Consider the following 22,129-nt stretch of genomic DNA (forward strand, 5'->3'; position numbering starts at 1 on the left):
TCATGCCCGCGTGATCAGGAACAGCGGAAGGTGGCCACGCCCTGGTAATTCGCGCCATTGGCCAGCTGCGCCTTGTACGCGGCGATCAGCAGATAGCGGCCAGCGCCGCCGTCGCCCAGCATCAGCTGCGCGCCCGTGCCATTCGACAGGTAGCCGCCGGTGATGCTGCTCGACGCGGCCGAAGCCATGCTGGTAGCAGCACTCACCTTGCCCGTGCTGCCACTGGCGCTGGCATCGATGGACAGCGCCACCTTGGCGCCGGAAGCATCGAACGATACGCTGGCGGTGCCGCTGGCCGTGCCGAAGTAAGCGGTCGACGAGACGCTGCTGCCTCCCGTATAGCTTGGCGCCGTGAACGCACCGGCATCGCAGGTCAACGTGCCGGTCGCTGGCAGTGCGGCGAGCACGTTATAGGCGACATAATGCGCACTGGCATTATTACCGGTCAAGGTCGTGGCGCCGGAAATATTGCTGAACGCGCCCTTGAACCAGCGGCCCTGCGCGAAGGCCGCGTCGCCGCTGATGTCACGCGTCACGGACGGATTGCCCGTCAGGACGATGCTGCCGATAGTGCTCAAGGCGCCGGAGGCGTCCTGCACCAGCGTGCTGGCCTTGCCATTGCTCTGCAAGCCGATCGACGTAAAGACGAAACGGCTGTTGTCGCCATTGACGAAACGGGCGCTGACGGAGCCCGTGTCTTCGCCGGTGGCGGTCGGCGTGACAGGCACCACTGGCGGGGCAACAGGTACTACGGGCGTCACGGGTGGATTCACGGCGACTACCGGGTCAGCTGGGGAGGACGAGCCGCCACCGCCGCAGGCAACGAGAGAGCCAGCGATGAGGGTCAAAACAAAAGCGTGATTCAATTGCATACGATTCCAATAAAAAAGCAGGGCATAAGGAATCCTTGGCACATGCCAAAAATTCAACGTCCAATATTATGCAACATTTCTCAAGAGAATGGTTGCCTTAAAGAAATTTACTAATACTAACAATGTGACTATAACGAGCGCGACTGTTTCGTGACGCCACGCTGGCGGTAAAATAGCTGGCCACAGGCCGTCAACGACTACTCATGCAATCACCGATCACCATCCGCCTGGGCCGCCGCGCCCGGGCGCGCATCGCCGACAACGGCTTGCGCGCGCTTGACGTCGCCATCGTCCCTGCTGCCGCAGGCGGGCCAAAAGGCTTGATCCTGCACCAGCTCGATTGCTGGCTGTTCGGCGACTTCCTGGCCCAGGCGCCACGCCCGCGCCATTTCGTCGGCGCCTCGATCGGCGCCTGGCGCATGGCCGCCGCCGTGTTCCCCGACCCGGTGGCCGCGCAGCGCCGCCTGGTGCGCGAATACGTGGGCCAGCGCTATCCCGACAAGCCCGATGCGGCGCACGTCAGCCGCACCTGCCGCGCCCTGCTCGACGCGGTCCTCGATGGCCAGGATGCGCAGCTGCTGCGGCACGAGCGCCATAGCTTGTCGGTGCTGGCCGTGCGCGGCATCGGCGCGCTGGCGCAGCCGGGCAAATGGCGCGACCGGCGCGGCTTCCTGCTGGCCGCCGCCGGCAATGCCGTGGCGCGGGCGCACTTGGCCGCCTCGCTGGAACGCGCGGTGTTCCATGCGGGGCCGGACGGCGCCAGCTGGCTGCGCTCGCGCTTCGACGCCTTTCATTCGCATTTCGTGCCCCTGGCGCAAGAGAACCTGCGCGACGCGCTGCTGGCCTCCGGCTCCATCCCGCTGGTGCTCGACGCCGTGACGGACATCGCCGGCGCGCCGCCCGGGCGCTATTGGGACGGCGGCCTGGTCGACTACCATCTGCACCTGCCTTACCAGCGCGAACCGGACCTGGTGCTGTACCCGCATTTTGCCGACCATATCGTGCCGGGCTGGCTGGACAAGGCCATGCCCTGGCGCCGCGCGCGCAGCGGCGATAGCGCACTCGACAACATGATCCTCGTCTCGCCCTCGCCCGCCTTCGTGGCCAGCTTGCCGAATGGCAAACTGCCGGACCGGCGCGACTTCCCCCATTACGGGCAGGACCACGCGGCGCGCATGCGCGACTGGCGCCGCGCCATCGCGGAAAGCGAGCGCATGGCGGCGGCCTTCGCCCGCTGGGCCGAGCAGCCGGACCTGCGCCAGGCGCTCGACCTGTAGCAAGGGCGAGACTGCAACACGCGCAAAGACAAGCGCGCTTTTCCCTCGCCTATTGGTCACTTATCAGTGCATACTATGTCGCACAGGCAACCTTCAATCCCTCTGCGACAGGAGTTTCAACCATGCACGCCCTCTCCCACCTTCGTATCGGCACGCGCCTGGCTGCAGGCTTCGCGCTGGTGCTGCTGCTGTCCGTGATCTCCACCTCGTACGCGCTGTACAGCGCCCATGTGAATGCCGAAGCAACGCGGCAAATGATGGAAAAACCGCTGGCCAAGGAACGCCTGGTATCGGACTGGTACGTGCTGATCTACTCGGCCATCGCGCGTACCTCGATGATCGCCAAAAGCACGGATGAAACCTTGTCGAGCGTGTTTGCCGACACCATCGCCGACAGCACGAAACAGGGCAGCGAACTGCTGAAGAAGATCGAGGCGCTGCTCGACAGCAATGAAGAAAAAGCCATCTTCAAGTCGTCCATCGCCGAACGCGTCAAGTACCAGGATGCCAAGACCCTGGTAATGAATGCGCGCAAGGCCGGCAACGCGGCGCAGGCGGAAAGCGCCTACCGCGACAGCTTCGCGCCGGCCGCCGCCAAATACCAGAACAACGTCAAGGCCCTGCTGTCGCAGCAGCGCCAGGCCATCGACGCCACGGCGCAAGCGATCGAGGAAGCCAACGGGCGCAGCTTCACCCTGCTGCTGACCTTGTGCGCGCTGGTGGTGGCGCTGGGCAGCGTCTGTGCCTGGCTGATCACGCGCTCGATCACTCAGCCATTGAAGGCCGCCGTGAAGGTGGCTGAAACGGTGGCCGACGGCGACTTGCGCACGCATTTCGGCACGCCCGCCAGCGATGAAATCGGCGACCTGATGCGCGCGCTGCACGGCATGAACGAAGCGCTGCGCAAGGTGGTGTCGGAAGTGCAGACGGGCACCAATGCGATTGCCACGGCCTCCGGCGAAATCGCCGCCGGCAACCAGGATCTGTCGGCGCGCACGGAACAGCAAGCCAGTTCGCTGGAAGAAACGGCGTCGTCGATGGAGGAATTGACCAGCACCGTCAAGCAGAATGCGGACAATGCGCGCCAGGCCAACCAGATGGCGGTGGCCGCTTCCGGCGTGGCCGAACGGGGCGGCAGCATCGTCAGCCAGGTGGTCGACACGATGGGTGCCATCGATACGGCATCGACGAAAATCGTCGACATCATCGGCGTCATCGACGGCATCGCCTTCCAGACGAATATCCTGGCCTTGAACGCGGCCGTCGAAGCGGCGCGCGCCGGCGAGCAGGGGCGCGGCTTTGCCGTCGTCGCCACGGAAGTGCGCAGCCTGGCGCAACGCTCGGCCGCGGCGGCGCGCGAAATCAAGACCCTGATCGGCGACTCGGTGGAACAGGTCAACAATGGCACGCGGCTGGTACATCAGGCCGGCAGCACCATGAACGAAGTGGTCGACAGCGTACGCCGCGTCACCGACATCATGGCCGAGATCACCGCCGCCAGCGCCGAGCAGAGCATGGGCATCGACCAGGTCAACCAGGCCATCGCGCAGATGGACCAGGTGACGCAGCAAAATGCGGCCCTGGTGGAGGAAGCGGCGGCAGCGGCCGAAAGCATGCAGGACCAGGCCGCGCGCCTGGCGCAGGTGGCGGCCGGCTTCCAGCTCGAACACATGGCGACAAAGGCGCCGGTACGCAGCGCGCGGCCGGCACCCACCCAGCAGGCCAAGCCGGCGGCCAGGAGTGCCGCCAAGCAGCCAGCCATCGCGGCCAGGAGCGCGCCTGCTGCGCGCAAGCCCCAGGCGCAGGTGGCTGGTGAGCAGGATTGGGAAGAGTTTTAAGACTGGCAACAGGGCCAGTCAAAAGGGTTTGACAGCGCCGTGGCGCGCGAGGATACTTGTTTCAGGTGGCAGGGTGCACCACCGGCAGCAATACGTGTTGCGCCTGACATCGTTCTGCGGGAGCACGAACATGAAATGTATCCGCCGCGTCAGCGCACAACTGCGCCTGGGCCTCCTGTCCCCCTTGCTGCTGTGTGCAGCCCTTGCCGGCTGCGCCACGGCACCCGCCACCCCGCCTCCGCCCGACCTTTTCAACGATGCCAGCTTTGCCGCGCCGGCCGTGCCGGTCGACCCGCGGCAGGCGTTTGCCATGAGCGACGCCATGCGGCAGTACGTGCGCGTCGATATCGCGCGCGAGGGGCGCAGCAAGAATCCCCGCCGCGCGCTGGCCGATGCCCTGCGCAACAGGGCCGGGCTGCAGCTTGAATATGATGCCGCCATGACGCGCACGGCGGCACAGGCGTTCGATGCGCGCAGCGGCAATTGCCTGTCACTGGTGCTGATGACGGCCGCGCTGGCCAAGGAAATGGGACTCAATGTGCACTACCAGCTGGTTCTGGGAGAAGAGAGCTGGAGCCGCAGCGGCGGCATGTATTTCGTCGCCGGCCACGTCAACCTCGCGCTGGAACGCCGTGCCGCCGGCAATACCGTCGGCTACGAGGCCGACGCCATCATGCTCATCGACTTCCTGCCTGGCGAAGACCTTGCAGGCCAGCGCACGCTGCAAATCAGCGAGGCGACCATCCTGGCCATGTACCTCAACAATCGCGCCGCCGAAACCATGGCCAGCGGCGAGCTCGATCAAGCCTACTGGTATGCGCGCGCCGCCATCCTGCAAGATCCCACGTTTGCGGGCGCCTTCAATACGCTGGGCATCATCCAGCTGCGCCACGGCGACATCGAGCCGGCGCGGCGCACGCTCGCTTACGCACTGGAACGCTCGCCATCGAATACCGTGCTGCTGTCGAACCTGGCGCAGGCACTCGACGGCCTGGGACGCGCGAACGAAGCGCAGCTGCTACGGCGCAAATTGCTGGCCTTGCAGCCGGAACCTCCGTTCCACTTCTTCAACCTGGGCCAGCGCGCCATGGAAATGGCCGACTACCAGGAAGCGGCGCGCCTGTTCAAGCGCGAGATCGCGCGCGATCCCTACTACCATGAATTCCACTTCTGGCTGGCGCAGGCGTATGCGCGCATGGGACAACTCTCGCAGGCGGGCCGGCAGCTGGAACTGGCGATGGACAACAGCACCACGCGCAGCGAGCACGGGCTGTACGCGGCCAAGCTGCAGCGCCTGCGCGCCGCCACCGCGCACTAGCGCATCAGACCGCGTCAGTCTTCCAGGAACATCTGCTGCAGGTCGTTCAGGAAGCACAACCCCCGCTCCGTCGGGCGGATGACCTGGTGGTCGCGGTACAGCAAGCCTTTCGTTTCGGCCGCGTTCAGCGGCTGCTCGATGGCGTTGATGGCCAGGCCCGTGCGCTCGGCGAACAGGTTCGGTGTAAAGCCCTGCGTCAGGCGCAGGGTATTCAACATGAACTCGAAACCCATTTCCTCGCGCGCCAGCTCGCGCTCTTCCTGCACCGGCTTACCGGCCAGTACCGCGTCCATGTAGGCGCGCGGCTGCTTGTAGCGGGCCTGGCGCAGCACGCGGTGCGGGAACGAAATCTTCGAGTGGGCGCCCGCGCCGATGCCCAGGTAGTCGCCGAATTCCCAGTAATTGCGGTTGTGCTTAGCCTGGCGGCCCGGCTGCGCATAGGCCGACACTTCATAGCGGCCGTAACCGGCCTGCGCGGCGCGCGCGGCCACCATGTCGGCGATATCGGCGCTCTCGTCGTCGTCCGGCAGCACGGGCGGATACTTGGCGAACAGGGTGTTCGGTTCGAGCGTCAGGTGGTACAGCGACAGGTGCGGCGGCGCGAACGACAGCGCCGTTTCCAGGTCCTGCTGCGCCTCGGCCAGGGTTTGCGTGGGCAGCGCGTACATCAGGTCGAGGTTGAAATTGTCGAAATTGGCGTGCGCGATGTCCACCGCGCGGCGCGCCTCGTTGTCGTCGTGGATACGCCCCAGCGCCTGCAGGTGGCGGCCATTGAAGCTCTGGATGCCGATCGACAGGCGGTTGATGCCGCTGGCCCGGTAGGACTTGAATTTTTCCGCCTCAAAGGTACCCGGATTGGCTTCCATGGTGATTTCGCAGTCGGGTTCCAATGGCAGCAAGGTGCGCACGTCCGACATCAGCCGGTCCAGGCCCGCCGCCGACATCAGGCTGGGCGTGCCGCCGCCGATGAAGATGGTGTGGATCTTGCGGCCCCAGATCAGCGGCAGCGCCATTTCCAGGTCCAACCGCAGGGCCGCCAGGTATTCCCCTTCCGGCAAGTCGCCGCGCACCTCGTGCGAATTGAAATCGCAGTACGGGCATTTTTTCACGCACCACGGGAAATGGATGTACAGCGACAGCGGCGGCAGTGCCGTCAGGTTCAGCGCGCCCGGCTGCAGGTATTTCAGGGCCGCCCCGGCCGCGCCGGAAATGCCTTCCTGCGGCGCGGGCGAGGCTCCGGGTTTCGCTGCGGATTTGGCAACGGCGCCCACCAGTTTGATCGGGATCATCGCAGTTTTTCCACCAGCGCGCGCAGGGCCTGGCCACGGTGCGACAGCGCGTTCTTTTCATCGGACGTCAATTCGGCCGCGCACTTGCCCAGCGCGGGGAGGAAGAAATGCGGATCGTAGCCGAAGCCGCCGTTGCCGCGCGGCGTAGCAATCATCTCGCCATTCCAGCGGCCGTCGGCGATCACCGGCTGCGGGTCGTCCGCATGGCGCACGTACACCAGCACGCAGTAGTAGTACGCGGACTTGTCGGCATGCGCTTCCAGGTCGGCGATCAGCTTGGCGCTGTTGGCCGCATCCGATTTCGGCTCGCCCGCATAGCGGGCCGAATACACGCCCGGCGCGCCACCGAGCGCATTGACGCATACGCCCGAATCGTCGGCCAGCGCCGGCAAGCCCGTCAGGCGCGACGCATGGCGCGCCTTTTGCAGGGCGTTTTCAACGAAGGTGTGGAATGGTTCGTCGCTTTCCGGCACGGCGTACTCGCCCTGGGCGTGGACGGAAAAACCGATGGTCGAGAGCAGCTCGTTGAATTCCTTGAGCTTGCCGGCGTTGTTGGAGGCGAGGATGAGGCGTTGGGTCATGTCAGTAGTCCGGTTGAAGTGCCGACATTGTAAACCTTTTGCGCTCCCCTCACCCTGGCCTGCCGCTGCCGCAAAAAGCGGCAGCTGTGGGTTTCTTGCCCGGCGTGGCGGGCAACAGGATGTAAATCTATGTAAAGATCAGATCCCCAATGCCTGCTTCTGCAGGGCGATGAGGTCGGCGATGCCGCCCTGCGCCAGGTCCAGCAAGCGGTTCATGCCGGCGCGGTCGAACGCGGCGCCTTCGGCCGTGCCCTGCACTTCGATGAAGTGGCCCGCTTCCGTCATCACCACGTTCATGTCCGTGTCGCAGCCCGAGTCTTCCACGTAGTCCAGGTCCAGCACCGGCATGCCCTGGTAGACGCCGACCGAGATGGCGGCGACAAAGCTTTTCACGGGAATGGCGGCAATCGCGCCGCGTGCCTGCAACTGGGAAAACGCGTCATACGCGGCCACCATGGCGCCCGTGATCGAGGCCGTGCGGGTGCCGCCATCGGCCTGGATGACGTCGCAATCGAGGTGCAGGGTGCGTTCGCCGAACGCCTGCAAATCAAAGGCGGCGCGCAGCGAGCGGCCGATCAGGCGCTGGATTTCCTGCGTGCGGCCGGACTGCTTGCCGCGCGCCGCTTCGCGGTCCATGCGCGTGTGCGTCGAGCGCGGCAGCATGCCGTACTCGGCCGTCAACCAGCCCTGGCCCTTGCCTTTCAGGAAACCCGGCACCTTGTCTTCGATGCTGGCGGTGCAGATGACCTTGGTGTCGCCGCACTCGATCAGCACCGAGCCTTCGGCATGCTTGGTGTACTGGCGGGTGATGCGGATGGCGCGCAGCGCGTCGACGGCGCGGCCGCTCGGGCGGGATTCAAATGTCATGGGATGTCCTGTGTGATTGGGGTTGCGGCAGCGATTTTACCACCGCGCGCCCGTCTATTTGCAGTCATGCAACAGCGCAAGACGCAATGGCAGGCGGCGCACACATGATCCCTACAATCCTGCCCCGCCAAACACAATTTTCTTTACAATGCCGTAAAACGCACACTATTCAGCAATTTTCAGGCCATCGTGCTCTTCGGTCCTGTTTTGCGGCGCGGGCGGTATTGCCTGCGCTGGCTGATTAAGTGTATAAGTGACTGTATACAAGATCAAATCGGGGAATCCTTTGAGCATTTCAAGCATGACAGGCTACGCGGTTGCCACCAGCGAAGGTGCTGCAGGCACACTGACAATTGAAATCAAGAGCGTCAACTCGCGCTTTCTCGACCTGCAATTCCGGATCAACGACGATCTGCGGGCCCTGGAGCCAGACTTGCGCGCCGCTGTCATGTCCGCCATCACGCGCGGCAAAGTCGAGGTACGCCTGAGCTTTGGCCGCAAGGCCGCGACGGCAGGCACGCAGGCCCTGAACCTGCCCCTGCTGGCCGAACTGGCGCGCCTGCAAAACGAAGTAGGCCAGCATTTTGTCTCCGCCCCCGTCATGACGGTGGCCGAACTGTTGCGCTGGCCTGGCATCATCGAAGAAGCGCAAGTGGGGCAAGAGTCCCTGCAGGCGGACGTGGGCGCGCTGACCAAGCGCACCGTGGCGGCCTTCGTCGACAGCCGCAAGCGCGAAGGCGCGGCGCTCGAAGCGGTGCTGGTGTCGCGCATCGAAGCGATGGAAGCCATCGTCAAGCGCATCACGCCATTGATACCGCAAGTGGTGGCGGCCTTCCAGCAAAAAGCCATCGAACGCATGCAGGATGCGCTGGGCCTGGCCAGCCAGGGCTCGAATTCGGCCCTGTCGCGCCAGGACGCCATGGAACGCATCCGCCAGGAAGTCATCCTGTACGGCATCCGCATCGACGTGTCGGAAGAACTGGCACGCCTGTCGGCCCACCTGGGCGAAACGCGCCACATCCTCACCAAGGGCGGGCAAGTAGGCAAGCGCCTCGACTTCATGATGCAGGAACTGAATCGCGAAGCCAATACGCTGGGAGCCAAGGCGTCCGTCAAGGAACTGGCCGACGCCTCGATGGACTTGAAGCTGCTGATCGAGCAGATGCGCGAACAAGTGCAGAACCTGGAGTAAGCCATGGCCACGCCACGCACAGGGACATTTGCCGCCTTGCTGGCGCTGCTGGCGGCCGGAGCGCAGGCGCAAACGGCGCAGTTGCCGTCGCCATATGCGATCGAAAGCTGCACGGCCGGCTGTTTTACCCTCAAGGAGCGCGGCGCATCCATCTACACGGGCGCCGATGCCGCCTCCTACCGCATCTGCTCGCGCAGTAGCCTGGGCGCGGAAGTGTCGGTCGACAGCACGGTCGTGCGCATCAGCAACCGCGACTGTACAGATGTGAATGGCCGGGCCATCATCCTGAACACGGGCGAAATCACGCTGGGACGGCTGCCCCGCTGAAACGCCCCGGCCAGCTTGATTTTTTACCATGTCGCCAGCGGGGGCTGGCTCACCGCCTTGCCTCTTGGTAAAATACCGGATTGGGCGGCGCCCGTGCAAGCGCAAACGCCGCCATCACACGCATATGGAAAGATCCGCATGAGCCACCCTACCGCCTTCTCCGGCAGCCTGTTCGTGGTCGCCGCGCCATCGGGCGCCGGCAAATCGACACTGGTCAATGCATTGCTGGCGCAAGAGCCCGGCATCAAATTGTCGATCTCGACCACCACGCGCGCGCCCCGTCCGGGCGAGCAGCACGGCCGCGAGTACTATTTCACGACGGCGGAAGACTTTGTCGCGCGCGCCGACCAAGGCGAATTCCTGGAATGGGCGGAAGTCCATGGCAATTACTACGGTACCTCGCGCATCATGGTGGAACAGCAAATGGCCGCCGGCACCGACATCCTGCTGGAAATCGACTGGCAAGGCGCGCGCCAGGTGCGCAAGCAATTCCCCCGCGCGGCCGGCATTTTCATCCTGCCGCCATCGATCGATGCGCTGGAAGAACGCTTGAACAAGCGCGGCCAGGACGAGCCGCACGTGATCACGCGCCGCCTGCTGGCGGCTGGCGGCGAAATCGCACACGCTCCCGAGTTCGAGTATGTTATTATCAATGAAGAGTTTACGGTCGCTTTGTCCGAACTGAGCGCGATCGTGAGAGCGGCCCGTTGCCGGTTTGCGCAACAAGCGGCCCGCAACGCATCGCTATTCGCCCAGCTGGGCCTGCACGCAGAGTAATTAGTCTGCACGCCAGTTCACACAGCGCCCCGCACCACGCATAAAATTTAGGAGTTACTATGGCCCGTATCACAATCGAAGATTGCCTGAAGCAGATCCCTAACCGTTTTCAGCTGACCCTGGCTGCGACTTATCGCGCACGTCAGTTGTTGCAAGGCCACACCCCAAAGGTGGAAGCCAAGGACAAGCCTACCGTTGTCGCACTGCGTGAAATCGCTGCCGGTAAAGTCGGCATCGAAATGCTGAAAAAGGTCCCAATGTAGTGGGAAGCCGCGTGCCGGAACAGTGCTGACCCCTGGTTCTACCGTATCCTTTATTCACACTGTGAAGCAACGCGACGTTTTATGAGTCTGACCCCAGCCGACACGACTTCCGCAGCACTGCCGTCCCTGGCCTCGCGCCAGGCGGCAAAATCGCAGGGCGCTTCCGCGCCCGGCACCGGCACGTCCGGCAGCAACACCCCCGCAGCACCGCCAGCACCCGCCTTGGGCGTGGCCTCCGTCAGCCACCTGGCCGACAAGCTGACCGAATACCTTTCCCCTGCCGACCTGAAAAAAGTCAAGGAAGCCTACCGCTTCTCCGACGAAATGCACCTGGGCCAGATGCGCCGCTCGGGAGAGCCGTATATCTCGCATCCGATCGCCGTCGCCGAAATCTGCGCCGACTGGAAGCTCGACGCGCAAGCCATCATGGCCGCCCTGCTGCATGACGTGATGGAAGACCAGGACGTCAAGAAGGATGAATTGATCGAGCGCTTCGGCGCACCCGTGGCGCACCTGGTCGACGGCCTGTCGAAGCTGGAAAAGATCGAATTCCAGAGCCAGATCGAAGCGCAGGCGGAAAACTTCCGCAAGATGCTGCTGGCCATGGCGTCCGACGTGCGCGTGATCCTCATCAAGCTGGCCGACCGCCTGCACAATATGCGCACGCTGGATTTCATGACGGCGGCAAAAAAGCGCCGCATCGCCAGCGAGACCATGGAAGTGTACGTGCCGATCGCGCATCGCCTCGGCCTGAACAATATTTACCACGAGCTGCAGGATCTGTCGTTCTCGCACCTGTACCCGATGCGCTACCGCACCCTGGCGAAAGCCGTCAAGGCGGCGCGCGGCAACCGGCGCGAAGTAGTCAACAAGATCATGGAAGCGGTGAAAAGCACCCTGTCCATGGCCGAGCTCGAGGCCGACGTCACTGGCCGCGAAAAGACCCTGTACGACATCTATAAGAAGATGCGCAGCAAGCATTTGTCGTTCTCGCAAGTGCTGGACGTGTACGGCTTCCGCGTGGTGGTCGGCAGCTTTGCCGACTGTTACGTGACCCTGGGCACCCTGCACAGCCTGTACAAGCCCATGCCGGGCAAGTTCAAGGATTACATCGCGATTCGCAAGCTGAACGGCTACCAGTCGCTACACACGACCGTCATCGGCCCCTACGGCACGCCCGTCGAATTCCAGATCCGCACCCAGGAAATGCACCGCACGGCCGAATCCGGCGTAGCGGCGCATTGGCTGTACAAGAGCGGCGAATCGAACCCGTCCGATCTGCAGCAGCGCACCCATGCGTGGCTGCAATCCTTGCTCGACATCCAGCAGCAGACGGGTGACTCGGCCGAATTCCTCGAACACGTCAAGGTCGACCTGTTCCCCGATTCCGTCTACGTATTTACGCCGAAATCGAAGATCATCGCCCTGCCGCGCGGCGCCACGGCCATCGACTTCGCCTACTCGATCCATACGGGCATCGGCGACCAGACCGTGGCTGTCAAGATCAACAACGAAACCTCGCCCCTGCGCACAGAGTTGCACAATGGCGACATTGTCGAGATCATCACCGATTCCTCGTCGCGCCCCAGCCCGACCTGGCTGTCATTCGTGCGTACAGGCAAGGCCCGTTCGGCCATCCGCCACCATTTGCGCACGATCAACCTGCCCGAATCGATCGCCCTGGGTCAGCAATTGCTGTCGCAGGCGCTGCACACCCTGAACATCGACGCCGACCTGCCGGCGCCATTGATCGAACGCCTGCTCAACGAATCGAGCGCCAATTCCATGGACGAGCTGTACGCGGACATCGGCATCGGCAAGCGCATGGCCACCCTGGTGGCGCGCCATATCTTCGGCCTGATCGGCGGCGAAGCAGCCAGCATGCCGGTGGAACACAATAGCGGCAGCGAACTCGACCCCGTCACCATCTGCGGCAGCGAAGGCGTTTCGGTACAGCTGGCGCCATGCTGCCTGCCGATCCCGGGCGACCAGATCATCGGCCAGCTGCGCCGCGACCAGGGGCTGCTGGTACACACGAGCGACTGCTCGCAAGCCAAGCGCCAGCGCGCCAAGGAACCGGACCGCTGGATCGCCGTGCGCTGGGGAACCGAACTGAACCGTCGCTTCGACTGCCGCATCAAGGTGCTGATCAACAGCGAACGGGGCATCCTCGCCCGCGTGGCCGCCGAAATCGGCGAGTCCGACGCCAACATCATCTATGTCGGTATGGACGAAGACAAGGACAACGTCCTCGACCAGCTGCGCTTCACCGTGCAAGTCAAGGACAGGGTCCACCTGGCCGCCCTGCTGCGCAATGTGCGCCGCGTCGCCGGGGTCAATAGGATATTGCGCGAACGCAACTAGAAAACGGCTGGCCAGATTCTCTGCCCAGCCGTTTTTTCATGCGGAACACATCAATTCAAGTCTCCCCAGGCGCCGGATACGTCACTTCCAGCAACTCCAGTTCCTGCTCGCCCAGCGGCGTGGTGAGGGTGATCACGTCGCCTTCGCGCGCCTTGGTGATGGTGCGGGCCATGGGCGAGACCCAGCTGATCTTGCCGTTCAGGGGGTCGAATTCATCGATGCCGACGATGGTGATGGTGTGCGTTTCGCCGTCGCTGGTGCGGTAAGTTACCGTGGCGCCGAAAAACACCTGGTCGTTGCCATGGTGCACGCTGGGGTCGACGATGGCGGCCAGGTCCATGCGCTTGGTCAGGAAGCGGATGCGGCGGTCGATTTCGCGCAGGCGCCGCTTGCCGTAGATATAGTCGCCATTTTCCGAACGGTCGCCATTCGACGCCGCCCAATGGACGATGCGCACGACTTCCGGACGGTCGACGTCGATCAGCTGCAGCAGCTCATCCTTGATGCGCTGGTAACCGGCCGGCGTGATGTAGTTCTTGGCGCCGGCGGGAATGGCCAGCGCCAGCGCGGCCGCTTCTTCATCGTCGTCGTTGTCGGATTCTTTTACAAAGGCTTTATTCATCTGCCTATTGTAGCCCCGCCAGGGACCCGCAGGCACACGGGATGCGGGGGCAGACGGGCTTTTTTGACGTATCATCGTGGCAATCGCGGCAAACCTGCGCCGCACACGGAGACGGATGAAAAAATTCTACAGAGTCAGGCGCTGGCTGTTCGCGCCGCTGGTCTACCTGGCCGCCATCTTCCTGCTGATCGAGGAATGGCTGTGGGCGACGGGCGCGCGCATCATGCAGGTGGTGGCGCAATTTCCGCCCCTGCATGCACTGGAAGCGTGGATCAGGCGCCTGCCGCCGTACTGGGCGCTGGCCATCTTCGTGCTGCCAGCCGTGCTGCTGTTACCCGTCAAGCTGCTGGCCCTGCTGGCGATCGCGCGCGGCCATGCGTTTTCCGGCATCGGCGTGATCGTCATCGCCAAGCTGGGCGGCGCGGCCGCCGTGGCCCGCCTGTACAGCCTGACGCGCCCCACTCTGCTGACCTTGCCGTGGTTTGCGCGCTGGCATGGCCTGTTCATGGAAACCAAGGACCGCTGGATCGCCCGCCTGCGCGCCACGCGTCCGTGGCGCAGGATCAGCCGCCTGTCGGCCGCGCTGGGCCGCGCCCGCCGTGCTTGGTGGCAACGCTTGCGCAAGGGCACGCCAGGCCGGCATAATTCCCGCCCAGCCAGAGTGCTGCGCCGCTTCGCCGCCTTCTGGCGCGCCCGCCGCTGATGAAGAAAGACGACTCCATGCACGACACTCTCCAGCTGGCCCCCGCCATGCGCGCGGCGGCGCCGGAAATCTACCTGTACGACTCTGCCAGCTTGCAATTGCTCGATGCCAACGACGCCGCCTGCGACAACTTGCAGTACACGCGCCAGGAATTGCTGGCGATGACGCCGTTCACGCTGGCGCCGCAGCTGGACGCGCAGCACTTGGCCGCCGTGCTGGCGGCCCTGGACGACAGCATCGGCGCGCAAGCCCGGCTGCATGTACAGCAGCGCCGCCGCGATGGCAGCCTGTATTCGCTCAGCCTGCAACTGTCGCGCGCCAGCCGCCAGGGACGCGCCCTGCTCCTGGCCGAGGGCGAAGACTTGCACACGCCGCAGGCGACGGCGGCCGCCCTGGCGCAGGTGCAGTCGCGCTTCAACGCCATCGTCTCGAATACGCCTGGCCTCGTGTACCAGTTCTGCCTGCATGCGGATGGACGGGCATCCTTTGCCTACCTGAGCGACGGCTGCCAGGCCCTGCTGGGCCTGGGGCCGGCACTGCTGCATGCGCGTCCGGAACTGTTCTATCAATTGATACTGGCCGACGATCGCGCCTCGTATCTGGAATCGATGCAGGCCTCAAAAAACGCCTTGTGGAGCTGGAACTGGGAAGGCCGCATCTGGATCGATGCCTGGAAAGACGTCAAATGGATCAACCTGCGCTCCACGCCGCGCGCGCTGGCCGACGGCACGGTGCAGTGGGAAGGCATCATGACGAATATCACGGAAAGCCGGCTGGAACAGATCGAGGTGCGCCAGTCGCGCGCCCGCCTGGCCGAGCTGACTGCGCATATCGACAAGGTCAAGGAACACGAACGCACGCGCCTGGCCCGCGAACTGCACGATGACCTGGGCGGCAATCTGACGGCGATCAAGATGGCGCTGGCCATGCTGGCACGCCGCCTGCCGCCGGACGACCCGCTGCTGCAGGAAAAGGCCGACTATGTCGATGCCCTGGTCGACCGCAGCATCGACGCCGTGCACCGCATTTCGCTGGACTTGCGCCCCTCCATGCTGGACCTGGGCCTGGTCGCCGCGCTGGATTGGCAAGTGAAGGAATTCGCGCGCCAGGCCGGCATCGAATGCCAGTTCATGTCGAACCGCCAGCACATCGAACTGGAGCTGGACCAGGCGACCAGCCTGTTTCGCATCGCCCAGGAGGCGCTGACGAATATCGCCAAGCATGCGCAGGCGAGCAAGGTCAGCGTGCGCCTGGCCCGGCAGCGCCAGCATCTGCGCCTGACCATCGCCGACAACGGCGTCGGCATGCGCCTGTCCGACCGAGCCAAGCCGCAATCGTTCGGCATCCGCGGCATGGCCGAACGCGCCAGCGCGCTGGGCGGCACCCTGAGCCTGATGGACGGGCCGGACGGCGGCACCATCCTCAGCATAAAAATCCGGCTGACCACGCCACGAGAGGCGATAATAGCGGCTGCAGCCAGTGCGCCCGCGCACAGCGGGCCGCCACCAGAAGCGGCCAGTGGGTGAATTAGATAGGAAACAACGCAGTCATGAAAGAAAAAGCCACCATCCGGGTATTTATCGCCGACGATCACGCGATCGTGCGCGAGGGCTTGAAGCAAATCCTCGCCGATACGAAGGACATCATCGTGGCCGGCGAGGCCGAAAATGGCCACGACGCCATCAAACTGTTCCGCGGCTCGAAATGCCAGGTGTTGCTGCTAGACATCTCCCTGCCCGACCGCAGCGGCATCGAGGTGCTCAAGCAGATCAAGAAGGAAAAGCCGGAACTGGCCGTGCTGATGCTTTCCATGCACCGCGAGGACCAGTACGCCATCCGTTCGCTCAAGGCGGGCGCGGCCGGCTACCTGACGAAACAGAGCGCGCCGCGCGAGCTGGTCACGGCCATCCGCCAGGTGGCGCAGGGCTTGAAATACATCAGCGCCTCGCTGGCGCAGGAACTGGCCAACACGGTGGGCGAAGACCACGAAACGGCCTTGCACGACACCCTGTCGGACCGCGAATACCAGACCCTGGTCATGATCGCCTCGGGCAAGGCCGTGGGCGCCATCGCCGAAGAGCTGAAATTGTCCGTGAAAACCGTCAGCGAATACCGCGCCCGCCTGCTGGTCAAGATGAAACTCAAGAACAGTGCCGAACTGACACATTACGCCATCCGCAACCAGCTGGTGGATTGACGGCAAAGCGGCATGCATGCTGGCATCGGGCGAATTGACAGGACTTCTCCTTGCTTCTCGCACAATAAGTTCTTTGCCAACTCGCATATCATGAGGATAATGAGAAATATCTAAAAAGGCTGTGCCTACATGTCCAGTAAATTGCCATCTTCACCAGCAAGCGCTCCCGCTGGCGCCACGAATACCGCCGCCGCTGCGGCGATGAACCCGGCCGATATCGCCCGCGAAGCGTTTCGCCGCCTGGCCACCCGCCGCATCGCCCCCACGCCGAGCGCCTACCGCGATATCTACAATGAAATCGCCGGCATCAGCGAACCGGCGGACAGCCCTGCCGCGCCGGGAGCCGTGCTGGCCGCCAGCGCCAATGTAGAAAAAGGCGCGGAAAGCGGCGCGGAAAACGTCCTGACGCAGTTTGCCGCCAAGATGAGCGAATCGACAGGCGAACTGGGCGACTTTGGCCGGCGCTTCCAGCGCGCCCTGAAAGCACGCGACTGGGACAGCTATGCGCGCACCCTGGCACAACTGGCGGAAAAACAGGTCAAGAAAGGCGGCGGCATCGAATTGCCGCCCCTGCCGGACGGCGAACAGACGCGCACCCTGCGCGAATTGCTCAGCCGCACCCTGGGCTTTGCCGTCGCCACCTTGCTGACGGGAACGCCCGCGCTGGTGGAAGAGGCCGAATCGCTGGGCGCGGCCATCAAGCTGGCCCACACGGAAGAAGCGCTGAACGAAGCGGCCCTGCGCCTGAAACAGCTGTGCTACCAGATCGAATTGAAAAGCGGCGACACGGCCGAACAGCAGGAATTGCTGCTGCGCCTGTTCAAGTTGCTGTTGGATAACGTCAGCCAGTTGCTCGACGACGACAGCTGGCTGCGCGGCCAGGTCGATGCCGTGCAAAACCTGATCGCCGGCCCGCTCGACCAGCGCGCGCTGGAAGACGCCACGCGCAGCCTGAAGGAAGTCATCTACAAGCAAGGCCAGCTCAAGCACAGCCTGTCCGACGTCAAGCTGACGGTCAAGAACATGATGATGACCTTCATCGACCGCCTGGGGCAAGTGGCGGCCAGCACGGGCGACTTCCATGAAAAGATCGGCGGCTATTCGGAAAAGATCAGCCAGGCGGAAAATATCAGCGAACTGAACAGCGTGCTCGACGAAGTCTTGCGCGAAACGCGCATGGTGCAGAACGAAGCCTTGCGCGCGCGCGACAAGATGGTGCTGGCGCGCCAGGAAGTGCAGGATGCGGAACAGCGCATCCACACCCTGGAAGCGAAGCTCCAGCATATGAGCGAACTGGTGCGGGAAGATCAGCTGACGGGCAGCCTGAACCGCCGTGGCCTGGACGACGTGTTCGAGCGCGAGACGGCCCGTTCCGACCGCCGTGGCACGCCGCTGTGCATCGCCATGCTGGACCTGGACGATTTCAAGCGCCTGAACGACACCTATGGCCACCTGGCCGGCGATGCGGCGCTGAAACACCTGGTAAAGATCGTCAAGGAAACCCTGCGCTCGATGGACGTCATCGCCCGCTTCGGCGGCGAGGAATTCCTCATCCTGTTGCCGGAAACCACGGTCGAGGCGGCGTCATCGACGATGACGCGCTTGCAGCGCGAGCTGACCCGGCATTTCTTCCTGCACGACAACGAAAAGGTCTTGATCACCTTTTCCGCCGGCGTGGCCCTGCGCCTGCCCAACGAAGACCAGGCCGAACTGGTCAAGCGCGCCGACCGCGCCATGTACCAGGCCAAGCAGACGGGCAAGAATCGGGTGGTGGTGGCGGACTGAGCCACTTCAAACGGTACGCGCCAATAGAAATGCCGCTCATCGAGCGGCATTTTTGCATTCCGGCGCCAGCTGGGCACCTGGCGGGGAGCATCAGCGGTAAGGATGCTCGTCAGCAAAGAAGTCGATCAAGCCACCCTCGTGCTCAATCAAGATGGACTTGGCGATAATGCCCTCGCGCGCCATTTCCGCCGCGATATCGCGCGCGCGCCATTGCGTGGGGATGATGACCACGTCGACGGGCGCTGTTTTCAGCACGTCGCGGTAGACGATTTCCTGGCCCAGGCCCGGCACAAAGGTGCCGGCCTTGTCGGGATCGGAATCGACCACCAGCGGGAAGCGCTGCGCATCGGCGCCGAACTGATGCATGAAGGCGGCGGCCTTGCCCGTACCTCCCCAGATGGCCACGCGCTGGCCGCCCGTGGCCAGGGTGTCAAGCTGGGCGGCAATGGTCTTGCGGCTGCGCTGAGCGGCAACGGCAAACGCATTGCTGTGGCGCGCCTGGTCGCGCAGCGCCTTCGGAATCTGCAGGCGCACCAGCGCATACACCACTTCGCCGTCATAGCCATGCGCCAGTTGCACCACTTCGCCTGCGCGCTGCATCAGGGTACGGAACGATTCCGTCGTGAAATGCGACATGTGCTCATAGAAGAAATCGGCCAGGCGGCCCGTGGCGAAGACCCTGTCGATGCACGGCACTTCGGCAAACAGCCAGATTGGTTTGTCGGAGCGAGAAGCGGCCCACGCCATCTGCTCGACCAGCGAAGCGGGGTCGGTCAGGTGTTCCAGCACATGGCGGATCACCAGCGCATCGGGCGCGAATTCGGGCACGTCCTGCAGCGGCTGGAAATAGCGCGCGTGAAACTCCACGCCACGGCCCGTTTCCGGCGTGGCGTTCGGATCAAAGCCGATGAACCGCCCCTGCTCGCTACGGGCATCGGCCAGCGCACGCACGAAATGGCCTTCGCCGCAACCGATGTCGATCACCGTCGGCGAAGCCGGCAACTGGGCCAGCAGCACGTCGCGCGTATCGGCCAGGTGGCCTTTCCAGATACCGCCCTTGTTGAACATGCGGTTAGGATTGTTTTGATAGGGAATGGCGTCATAGGAAAACGCGCGGTTCCATACGTGGGTGCACTGCGGGCACTGCACGAAATCGTGTGGCTGCACGGCCATTGCCTGCGCTTCGGCCGCACTGGCCGGCCAGCCCAGGGTAGCCAGGGCTTGCTGGCCGCCGTCGAAAAACGCTGCCGCCACCGTGTGGGCACAGACCGGGCACACTGCCGGGAGCAATTGCTGTTTCATGCGAAGATCACTTTCTTGAAATAGGCAATAGTTTCTTTCAAACCATCATGCAGGCTCACCGTCGGCTCCCATTCCAGGGCGGCGCGCGCCCTGGCGATGTCGGGCTGGCGGCGCACGGGATCGTCGGCCGGCAAGGGACGGAAGACCAGTTCGCTTTTCGACTCCGTCAGGCGCAGCACCAGCTCGGCCAGTTCGCGGATGGTGAATTCGGCGGGATTGCCCAGGTTCATGGGACCGATTTCCTGCGTCTGGTTCATCATGCGCACCATGCCTTCGATCAAGTCGTCGACATAGCAGAACGAGCGCGTCTGCTGGCCATCGCCGTACAGGGTGATCGGATCGCCGCGCAGCGCCTGCACGATGAAGTTGCTGACCACGCGGCCATCGTTCGGATGCATGCGCGGGCCATAGGTGTTAAAGATGCGCACGACGCGGATATCCACGGCCGACTGGCGGTGATAATCGAAGAACAGGGTTTCGGCGCAGCGCTTGCCCTCATCGTAGCAGGCGCGCGGGCCGATCGGATTGACGTGGCCCCAGTAATCCTCGCGTTGCGGATGCACTTGCGGGTCGCCATATACTTCCGAGGTGGACGCCTGCAGGATGCGAGCGCGCTTGCGCTTGGCCAGGCCCAGCATGTTGATGGCGCCCAGCACCGAGGTCTTGGTGGTCGAGGTGGGGTCGTTCTGATAATGCACGGGGCTGGCCGGACACGCCAGGTTATAGATGCGGTCCACCTCCACGTACAGCGGCAGCCAGACGTCGTGGCGCAGCAGCTCGAAGCGCTTGTGGCCCAGCAGGTGGCGGATATTGTCCTTGCTGCCCGTGTAGAAATTATCCACACACAACACATCGTGGCCATCGGCGATCATGCGGTCGCACAGGTGCGAGCCGAGGAAGCCGGCGCCGCCGGTAATCAGGGTGGTACGGGCCATCATTGTTCTCCTGCGTTGTCAATCACAGCCATCCGCGCCTGCCACATGCCCCACATGGCGTCTTCGAAATGGCGGGCAAAACGGGGCGCATCGTAGAGGGGCGAGGCCAGTACCTGGGCGCGCAAGCCGCCGCGCAGGGCCGCCAGCTGCGCCAGGTCTCCGGCTTTCCGGGCCGCGATGGCCACATATTCCTCGTCGTCCGCGGCGATCCAGTCTGGCAAGCCCGCATTGTGCATGACCGACTCGCCCAGGTGAGACAGGAAGCATTCGCCGCAACGCGTGACGATGGGCAAACCCATCCATAATGCTTCCATGCTGGTGGTGCCGCCTGGATACGGGAAGGGATCGAGCACGATGTCGGCTTGCTGGTAGGCGGCCAGCAGCTCGGCGCGCGGCGCGGAGCCTTCCAGGCGCAGGCGTTCGGCGCCTATGCCATGGGCGGCAAAACGGGCGAGGGTGCGGCTGCACACGCCAGCGTCAGTCAATTGCAATGTTTTCAGGAACAGTCGGGAACCAGGCACGGCGTGTAGCACCCTGGCCCACACGGCCACCACGCCATCATTCATCTTGTTCAGTTTATTGAAGCAGGCAAACGTGACAAAGCCGTTTTCCAGGGCGGGCAAGGGGCTGACGGGAATATCGAAGGCTGGCGGGCTGAAACACAAATAGCTGTCCGGCATATGCCACAGCGTTTCCGTGAACGCCCCGCTCTCTTTCAGCGGCGCGACGAAGCGGTCGCCCAGCAGATAATCCATCTGCTGCACGCCCGTCGTGGCGAAATAGCCGAGCCAGGTAGCTTGCACGGGGGCGGGCCGCCAGGCAAACAGCGGCAGGCGGTTATCGGCAGTATGGCCGGCCAGGTCGAGCAAGACATGCACGCCATCGGCTTCGATCATTTTCGCGGCCTCTTCATCTGTCTTGTCGACAATGGGGCGCCATGCGGAAAAATAAGGAGCGAGGCGGTCCGTCAAGTCATCCACCTTGATCACGGTGGGATAGGCAATCAGTTCGACTCGCCGCGTGTTCAGCGATGCCAACATGCCTTCCAAAAAATACCCGACCGGATGCTTGCGCAGGTCGCCCGAGACGACGCCGATGCGCAAGCGCGCGGCATCGCGCCGGCACGACCAGGTTTTGAAAGGCTTGCTGGCACAGGAAGCCACCGCTTTACCGTAACGCCTGGCTTCGGCCAGATGGCGGCCGGCGGCACTCATGGCACTGTAGCTTTGCAGCATCAACAAGTTGCTATGGGCACTGAAAAACTCGGGCATCATGGTGATCGCCCGGCGATAGCTGAGCTCAGCGGGGCCCAGCCGCCCCAGCTCCTGCAAGACCAGCCCCATATTGTTCTGCACTTCCACATCGCGTGGCAATAATCGGACGGCTTTCTGCATGCATGGCAAGGCAGGCCTGAGGCGCCCCTGCATCAACAAGGCAAGCCCAAGCATCTTCCAGGCCACGCCGTCATTTTCCTTACGGCGGGTCAACGCGCGCGCCTCGCGCTCCAGTTCCGGATAACGTTGCTGATCGAACAATATCGTCATGGCTTCCGAGCGTGGCCTCTCAGAAGGGGCGGACACATTTTCTGGCTCAGGCGGTGGCAATGCGATAGGCCCTGGC

General features: G+C 63.7%; 20 protein-coding genes. 12 read left to right on the top strand and 8 right to left on the bottom strand.

From position 1 onward, the window contains the following. Positions 1-14: 14 nt before the first annotated feature. Positions 15-872: a hypothetical protein gene (locus CSQ91_RS14615; protein WP_143451032.1), complete on the bottom strand. Its 858-nt coding sequence runs from the start codon at positions 870-872 to the stop codon at positions 15-17. Between the two features lie 203 nt (positions 873-1,075). On the opposite strand from CSQ91_RS14615, the gene CSQ91_RS14620 reads away from it, so the two are divergent. The 3 genes from CSQ91_RS14620 to CSQ91_RS14630 all read left to right on the top strand — a co-directional run bounded on the left by CSQ91_RS14620 (position 1,076) and on the right by CSQ91_RS14630 (position 5,305). Continuing rightward, positions 1,076-2,149 (top strand): patatin-like phospholipase family protein, encoded by a 1,074-nt coding sequence (locus CSQ91_RS14620; RefSeq protein ID WP_099388810.1) that lies wholly within the window; start codon positions 1,076-1,078, stop codon positions 2,147-2,149. 122 nt (positions 2,150-2,271) lie between these two features. Continuing rightward, positions 2,272-3,987: a methyl-accepting chemotaxis protein gene (locus CSQ91_RS14625; protein WP_070281281.1), complete on the top strand. Its 1,716-nt coding sequence runs from the start codon at positions 2,272-2,274 to the stop codon at positions 3,985-3,987. A gap of 130 nt (positions 3,988-4,117) precedes the next feature. Then, a complete protein-coding gene (locus tag CSQ91_RS14630; RefSeq protein WP_070281843.1) occupies positions 4,118-5,305 on the top strand; it encodes a tetratricopeptide repeat protein in 1,188 nt (395 codons plus the stop codon). A gap of 14 nt (positions 5,306-5,319) precedes the next feature. Here CSQ91_RS14630 and hemW read toward each other — a convergent pair whose 3' ends face one another. The 3 genes from hemW to rph form a co-directional block, all read right to left on the bottom strand. Further along, positions 5,320-6,594, bottom strand: coding sequence for a radical SAM family heme chaperone HemW (hemW, locus tag CSQ91_RS14635; protein WP_070281282.1), 1,275 nt, complete (start codon positions 6,592-6,594; stop codon positions 5,320-5,322). Further along, a complete protein-coding gene (gene rdgB / locus CSQ91_RS14640; RefSeq protein ID WP_070281283.1) occupies positions 6,591-7,175 on the bottom strand; it encodes an RdgB/HAM1 family non-canonical purine NTP pyrophosphatase in 585 nt (194 codons plus the stop codon). Before rdgB ends, hemW begins: the two co-directional genes overlap by 4 nt. A gap of 138 nt (positions 7,176-7,313) precedes the next feature. Next, positions 7,314-8,042 (bottom strand): ribonuclease PH, encoded by a 729-nt coding sequence (rph, locus tag CSQ91_RS14645; RefSeq protein ID WP_034787067.1) that lies wholly within the window; start codon positions 8,040-8,042, stop codon positions 7,314-7,316. Positions 8,043-8,343: 301 nt separating this feature from the next. On the opposite strand from rph, the gene CSQ91_RS14650 reads away from it, so the two are divergent. The 5 genes from CSQ91_RS14650 to CSQ91_RS14670 all read left to right on the top strand — a co-directional run bounded on the left by CSQ91_RS14650 (position 8,344) and on the right by CSQ91_RS14670 (position 12,965). Then, on the top strand, positions 8,344-9,234 hold the full coding sequence (locus CSQ91_RS14650; RefSeq protein ID WP_034787070.1) for a YicC/YloC family endoribonuclease: 891 nt from the start codon (positions 8,344-8,346) through the stop codon (positions 9,232-9,234). 3 nt (positions 9,235-9,237) lie between these two features. Continuing rightward, positions 9,238-9,561, top strand: a complete 324-nt coding sequence (locus tag CSQ91_RS14655; RefSeq protein WP_099388811.1) for a hypothetical protein — start codon at positions 9,238-9,240, stop codon at positions 9,559-9,561. Positions 9,562-9,699: 138 nt separating this feature from the next. Continuing rightward, positions 9,700-10,338 carry a guanylate kinase gene (gene gmk / locus CSQ91_RS14660; RefSeq protein ID WP_080753685.1) on the top strand — a complete coding sequence of 213 codons (639 nt, stop codon included), beginning with the start codon at positions 9,700-9,702 and terminating at the stop codon, positions 10,336-10,338. A gap of 59 nt (positions 10,339-10,397) precedes the next feature. Continuing rightward, a complete protein-coding gene (rpoZ, locus tag CSQ91_RS14665; RefSeq protein ID WP_010400723.1) occupies positions 10,398-10,601 on the top strand; it encodes a DNA-directed RNA polymerase subunit omega in 204 nt (67 codons plus the stop codon). Between the two features lie 81 nt (positions 10,602-10,682). Beyond that, positions 10,683-12,965: a RelA/SpoT family protein gene (locus CSQ91_RS14670; RefSeq protein WP_099388812.1), complete on the top strand. Its 2,283-nt coding sequence runs from the start codon at positions 10,683-10,685 to the stop codon at positions 12,963-12,965. Positions 12,966-13,020: 55 nt separating this feature from the next. Here CSQ91_RS14670 and greB read toward each other — a convergent pair whose 3' ends face one another. Continuing rightward, a complete protein-coding gene (gene greB, locus CSQ91_RS14675; RefSeq protein ID WP_034787078.1) occupies positions 13,021-13,587 on the bottom strand; it encodes a transcription elongation factor GreB in 567 nt (188 codons plus the stop codon). Between the two features lie 115 nt (positions 13,588-13,702). Here greB and CSQ91_RS14680 point away from each other — a divergent pair, with 115 nt between their 5' ends. The 4 genes from CSQ91_RS14680 (at position 13,703) to CSQ91_RS14695 (ending at position 18,272) form a co-directional block, all read left to right on the top strand. Continuing rightward, positions 13,703-14,290, top strand: a complete 588-nt coding sequence (locus CSQ91_RS14680) for a hypothetical protein (protein ID WP_099388813.1) — start codon at positions 13,703-13,705, stop codon at positions 14,288-14,290. Positions 14,291-14,307: 17 nt separating this feature from the next. Beyond that, positions 14,308-15,816 (top strand): sensor histidine kinase, encoded by a 1,509-nt coding sequence (locus tag CSQ91_RS14685; protein ID WP_257217357.1) that lies wholly within the window; start codon positions 14,308-14,310, stop codon positions 15,814-15,816. Between the two features lie 23 nt (positions 15,817-15,839). After that, positions 15,840-16,487 (top strand): response regulator, encoded by a 648-nt coding sequence (locus tag CSQ91_RS14690; RefSeq protein ID WP_034753998.1) that lies wholly within the window; start codon positions 15,840-15,842, stop codon positions 16,485-16,487. A 201-nt stretch (positions 16,488-16,688) separates the two neighbouring features. After that, complete coding sequence (locus tag CSQ91_RS14695; RefSeq protein WP_070281285.1) at positions 16,689-18,272, top strand: diguanylate cyclase; 1,584 nt, start codon at positions 16,689-16,691, stop codon at positions 18,270-18,272. 90 nt (positions 18,273-18,362) lie between these two features. Here CSQ91_RS14695 and CSQ91_RS14700 read toward each other — a convergent pair whose 3' ends face one another. From CSQ91_RS14700 to CSQ91_RS14710, 3 genes are read right to left on the bottom strand one after another with little or no spacing between them, the layout of a single operon-like run. Next, positions 18,363-19,574, bottom strand: a complete 1,212-nt coding sequence (locus CSQ91_RS14700; protein WP_099388814.1) for a class I SAM-dependent methyltransferase — start codon at positions 19,572-19,574, stop codon at positions 18,363-18,365. Continuing rightward, positions 19,571-20,512 (bottom strand): UDP-glucuronic acid decarboxylase family protein, encoded by a 942-nt coding sequence (locus tag CSQ91_RS14705; protein ID WP_070281287.1) that lies wholly within the window; start codon positions 20,510-20,512, stop codon positions 19,571-19,573. Before CSQ91_RS14705 ends, CSQ91_RS14700 begins: the two co-directional genes overlap by 4 nt. After that, entirely contained in the window at positions 20,509-22,053 is a 1,545-nt protein-coding gene (locus CSQ91_RS14710; RefSeq protein WP_257217359.1) for an O-linked N-acetylglucosamine transferase, SPINDLY family protein, read from the bottom strand. Before CSQ91_RS14710 ends, CSQ91_RS14705 begins: the two co-directional genes overlap by 4 nt. Positions 22,054-22,129: the final 76 nt, after the last annotated feature.

This window comes from Janthinobacterium sp. BJB301, assembly GCF_002735685.1.
GTDB classification, from domain to species: Bacteria; Pseudomonadota; Gammaproteobacteria; order Burkholderiales; family Burkholderiaceae_D; genus Janthinobacterium; species Janthinobacterium lividum.